We start from the raw sequence: 559 nt of genomic DNA, 5'->3' as shown, positions 1-559 counted from the left end.
CCGAAAATAGCCCAAAGCTGTCCGTCACAATGCACGCGCAGTGCTTGTAATGCTTTTTCAAGCGCATCAGGCGTGTGAGCGTAATCGACCACAACTTTGGCGCGATGCTCAGCTTGGAATAGCTCCATTCGGCCTAACACCGGCTGCAATTGAGCAGCCGTCGCTAGCAAATCGCTCTTATCAAAACCAAGGCTCAATAAGGTCGCAAATGCCAGCATTAAGTTGGCTGCGTTGAATTCACCAATCAACGGCGCATGCAGCGTACCTTCGCCAAACTGACCATCAAAACGAATCGTAATACCGGATTCAGCATAAGCCACTTGGCTCGCCCATAGCGCGTGTTCAAACTCAGCTGTAGGAGCAAGAGAAACGGCAATCGCATTCGTCAGTTGTTTCGCCCACGCAGCGCCAACTTCGTCATCAACATTGATGATTGCTTGATCACATTGATGCTGGGTAAACAGCGTTAGTTTGGCGTTGGCGTACTCTTCCATCGTACCGTGATAATCAAGATGGTCTCGGCTCAAGTTGGTAAATACGCCAGCAGCAAAGGAAAGGG

The 559-nt window shown here is 50.1% G+C and carries 1 protein-coding gene; it reads right to left on the bottom strand.

What is annotated here, in order from left to right:
* Nucleotides 1-559 (bottom strand): Mur ligase family protein (locus R7093_RS27230; protein WP_318147277.1); only part of this gene is annotated, 559 nt, incomplete at both ends.

The sequence above is a fragment of the Vibrio sp. 1580 genome (genome assembly GCF_033340055.1).
Note: the sequence above shows the minus strand (reverse complement) of the source record. Positions and strands in the feature narration are given on the sequence as shown.